Origin of the sequence: Dietzia sp. CW19, assembly GCF_014145265.1 — a bacterium.
GTDB classification, from domain to species: domain Bacteria; phylum Actinomycetota; class Actinomycetes; order Mycobacteriales; family Mycobacteriaceae; genus Dietzia; species Dietzia natronolimnaea.
In genome coordinates this window covers 1-4,153 of record NZ_JAALEE010000236.1, presented here as the reverse complement: position 1 = coordinate 4,153, position 4,153 = coordinate 1, and the positions used below count along the sequence as shown (strand labels likewise).

Annotated in this window: 4 protein-coding genes and 1 pseudogene; all 5 read right to left on the bottom strand. The window is 70.6% G+C overall.

The window, feature by feature from the left end; genetic code table 11:
- The coding region (locus G6021_RS07805; RefSeq protein WP_347238931.1) for an MlaD family protein at positions 1-569 on the bottom strand (569 nt) is incomplete at its 3' end.
- An 8-nt stretch (positions 570-577) separates the two neighbouring features.
- A complete protein-coding gene (locus G6021_RS07800; RefSeq protein ID WP_241734227.1) occupies positions 578-1,369 on the bottom strand; it encodes an ABC transporter permease in 792 nt (263 codons plus the stop codon).
- Positions 1,370-1,460: 91 nt separating this feature from the next.
- Positions 1,461-2,270 (bottom strand): ABC transporter permease, encoded by an 810-nt coding sequence (locus tag G6021_RS07795; protein ID WP_182641006.1) that lies wholly within the window; start codon positions 2,268-2,270, stop codon positions 1,461-1,463.
- 41 nt (positions 2,271-2,311) lie between these two features.
- Positions 2,312-3,907, bottom strand: coding sequence for a fatty-acid--CoA ligase FadD5 (gene fadD5, locus G6021_RS07790; RefSeq protein ID WP_182641005.1), 1,596 nt, complete (start codon positions 3,905-3,907; stop codon positions 2,312-2,314).
- A 39-nt stretch (positions 3,908-3,946) separates the two neighbouring features.
- Positions 3,947-4,153: pseudogene (locus G6021_RS07785) on the bottom strand (enoyl-CoA hydratase); the annotation flags it as partial.

The window sequence follows — 4,153 nt, the reverse complement described above, 5'->3', positions numbered from 1 at the left end:
CCCCGGCCGTCGAGGGCCCGATCGAGTGCGGTGAGCGTGACCTGCAGACGGTCGGGTTCGATGGAGACCAGCAGGTCGCTCGCGCGGGTGAACACGTCGTAGAGGAGCACGGCCTCCTCGGAACGGTCGGCGGCCAGGACGTCTCCGCTGTCGAGCCCTCCGGCGGGGCGCGTCGTCCCCGGCTCGCCCGGGGTCACCAGGTCCAGGCGCACGTCCCCGAACAGTGTCCGCGGGACCGCACGGACGACGACGTCGGAGGGGATGCGCTCCGCGTGCTCCGGGGCGATCAGCATCTCTATCCTCGTGCCCGGTTCGTCGTCGTCGCCCGAACTGTCACCTGACACGACACCGATGGACGACCGCACGTCACCCACCTTCACCCCGAGGTGATGGACGGGGGCGTGGACCGGGACCCGGCCCGCCTCCGAGGGCAGCACCGCCGTCACCGTCGCCCCCGGGTCGAGGACGCCCGCGCCCCGGGCGACGAGGAACCCCGCCAGCACCACGGCCACGACACTCGCGACCAGCCCGCGGACCGCCAGCGTCCGCTCGGGCGTCGGTCCCGCCACACGCCGCCTCACGTGATCCCCAACGCCGGGACCTCGGGCACCAGGCCCCACAGGGCGAAGGTGAGCACGATGTCGATGAACCCGATGAGGAGGATGCTGGTCCGCAGCGCACGGCCCGCGGCCCGCCCGACGCCCTCGGGGCCGCCCGTCGCGTGGTACCCGTAGCTGCAGTGCACGAGCACGATCACCAGGGCGAACACCACCGCTTTGATCAGCGAGTAGAGGACGTCCTCGGGTCCCAGGGTGATGTGGAAGAAGTAGTCGTAGGTACCCGCCGAGCCGCCGTTGACGTGCACCACCACCACCCGTGTGGCGATGTACGTCGCCACCAGTCCGACGGCGTACAGCGGCACGATGCAGATCATCGTGGCGATGACCCGGGTCCCGGCCAGGTAGGGGATCGTCGGCACGGACATCGCGTCGAGGGCGTCGATCTCGTCCGAGATCCGCATCGAGCCCAGCCGGGCGGTGAAGCCGGTGCCCACCTTGGCGGCCAGGGCGATGGAGGCCACGACGGGCGCGAGTTCGCGCGTGTTGGCCATCGCCGAGAGCATCCCGGACAGGCTCGTCATGCCGATCAGGTCGAGCCCGCGGTAGGTCTCGACGCCCACCATGATCGCCGCGACCGCGGACATGGCCAGGACGATCCCGATGGTGCCGCCGCCCGCGATCAGCGAGTTGGAGCCGAAGCCCACGTCGACGACCTCTTTGACGACCTGCTTTCGGTACCGCACCAGCGCGGTGGGCAGCGTGAGGATGACCCGGCCCGCGAAGCTCACGTGGCGGCCGACCTCCGCCATCCCCGACGAGGCCCGTGCCAAGCCCGCGGCGGGCCGGGACGACCGGAGCTTCTGCACGGCGCTGGTGTCGGTCACCCGGAGCGAAGCCATGTCAGTACTTCCCGACCGACGGCACGACGAGCCCGTAGACCGCCGACAGGACGGTGTTGATCACGAACACGGTGACGAAGGCCAGGACCACCGTCTCGTTGACCGCGTCCGCGACCCCGCTCGACCCGCCGCGGGCGTGCAGTCCCTTGAACGTCGCGATCAGGGCGGAGACCACCGCGAACGCGACCGACTTGGCCATCGCCATCCACAGGTCGGACGGGCGGCCGTATGCGCTGAGCGTGGACAGGAACGCCCCGGCCGACTCCCCCTGGCCGTACACCTGATAGATGAGGCACGCGGTCACCCCCATCGCGGTGACCAGGGCGCACATCACCAGGGAGACCAGCACGGTGGCGATGACGCGGGGCACCACGAGTCGCTCGATCACGTCGAGCCCCATGACCTCCATGGCCTCGACCTCCTCTCGGATGGTCCGCGAGCCCAGGTCCGCGCAGATGGCCGAGCCGCCCACCCCGGCCAGCATGAGCGCGCAGACCAGCGCCGACGCCTGCCCCACCACGACGAAGGCCACCACGGCGCCCGCGTAGCCGGCCGCCCCCAACCGGCCCGCCAACTCCCCCACCGACACGGCGACGAGCACGCCGACCGGCAGCATCAATAGCAACGCCGGCACCGAGCACACCCGCGCGACGAACAGGGCCTGGTCGCGGGTCTCGGGGAGCGAGAGCCGCCCCGTGGCGACCGTGCGCACGCAGCTCAGCAGGGTGAACACCGAGTAGCCGACCAGCGATCCGACCTGTCCCGCCAGATCGACCACCGGGCCTCGGCCCGCGGGGAGTTGGAAGACCATGTCAGTGGTATCCGGGTTCCGACGTCGACTCGGCCGCCGGGTCAGACACCCGTGGAGCCGTGCTCCGAGCGGAGCGCGCCCTTGACCACCTTGCCGCTGGCGTTGCGCGGCAGCTCCTCCACGTGCACGAGGTGCTTGGGCAGCTTGAAGCCGGCCAGTTTGTCGCGTAGCCACCCGGTCAGCTCGTCGAGGGTGAGGTCCGCGCGGCCCTCCTCCTCGTGCTGGGCGACCACCGCGACGGGCACCTCGCCCCACTTCTCGTCCCTGCGGCCGATCACCGCGACCTCACGGATCCGCGGATGGCCGGCGATGACGTTCTCGACCTCGGCGCAGTAGATGTTCTCGCCGCCGGAGATGATCATGTCCTTCTTGCGGTCCACGACGTAGACGAAGCCCTCGTCGTCCATCCGGACCAGGTCACCGGAGTGGAACCAGCCACCCTCGAAGGCCTCCGCGGTCTCGGCGGGCTTGTTCCAGTAGCCGGACATCGTGGTGGGTCCGCGGTAGACGATCTCGCCCACCTCGCCGGGACCGACCGGCTCCCCGAACGCGTCGATCACACGGGCCTGCAGGGTGGGGATGACCTTGCCGACCGACCCGAGTTTGCGGATCGCGTCGTCACCGTCGAGCGCACAGGTGATGGGGCTCATCTCGGTCTGGCCGAACACCGCGCAGTTGAGGGCGTCCGGGAACGTCTCGGACATGGCGCGCAGGATCGTGTCCGTGGACGGGGCCGCACCCCACGAGATGTTGCGCAGCACCAGCGTCCGCGGGCGGGCCTTCTGCTCGGCGCAGACGGCCTGCCACTGCACCGGCACGAGGAAGACGCTGGTGATCCGCTCCGCCTCGAGGGTGTCGAGCAGGGCGGACGGGTCGAAGGCCTGCAGGGGGTGGACCACCGTGACGCCGCCGAGCTGGAGACTCGGGGCGATCGAACCGAGCGCCGCGATGTGGAACATCGGGGCCGCGCACAGTGCGCGCCCCTCCTCGTCGAAGAGCCGGAACACCCGGATACAGGTCAGGGACTGGGCGGTGAGGTTCTCGTAGGAGAGCATCGCGCCCTTGGGCCGACCCGTGGTGCCCGAGGTGTACATGATGAGGGCGGTGGAGTCCTCCGGGACGTCGACCGGCGGATGCGGTTCGCCCTCCTCGGCCAGCGCGTCGGCGAAGGTGGTCTGGTCCTCCGTTCCGGACTCGCCCCCGATGACGATGTGGTCTCCCGGCTCCTCACCCTGGGCACGGATCGCCCCGACGAGCGGGGCGAGCAGGGCGTCGGTGACGACGACCTTCGGCGCGCAGTCGCTCACCAGGTAGGCCAGTTCGGCCGGGGTGAGGCGGAAGTTCACCGGCACCGCGATGGCTCCCAACTCGTTGATGCCGAGCACCGCCTCGACGAACTCCGGGTTGTTGAGGGTGATCAGCATGACCCGATCACCCCTGGCGACCCCACGACGGGCCAGCGCGTCGGCGAAGAGGCCGCTGCGCTCGTGTAGTTGCGACCAGGTGGTGGTCTGGCCGAGGTAGCGCAGCGCCTCGCCGTCGGGGTTCATCTCGGCGTGGGTGGCCACCCACGTGTTCCAGTGGTTGCGACGGGCGGCGTGGAGTTCCGCGACGGGGTCCATGGTGGCGGTGGTCATGATTCGGCCTTTCGTGGGCGGTGAGGGTGGAGGACCGGGTCAGGAGAAGTCGGGGCGTCTCTTCTCGAGGATCGAGGCGACCCCTTCGGCGAAGTCGTCGGACACCAGGAGCTCGCACTGTCCCTCGTGCTCGCGGGCCAGCACGGCGTCCAGCTCGGCGAGTGTGGCCCCGGTGACCGACTTCTTGGTGAGTTCCAGGGCGCGGCGGGGGCCGCGGGCCAGCCGGCGGGCGAGCGTGGCGGCGGC

Bases quoted from the DNA above. Each gene is read 5' to 3' on its own strand.
- fadD5 (WP_182641005.1), bottom strand. From the start codon at position 3,907: ATGACCACCGCCACCATGGACCCCGTCGCGGAACTCCACGCCGCCCGT.
- G6021_RS07800 (WP_241734227.1), bottom strand. From the start codon at position 1,369: ATGGCGGAGGTCGGCCGCCACGTGAGCTTCGCGGGCCGGGTCATCCTC.
- G6021_RS07795 (WP_182641006.1), bottom strand. From the start codon at position 2,270: ATGGTCTTCCAACTCCCCGCGGGCCGAGGCCCGGTGGTCGATCTGGCG.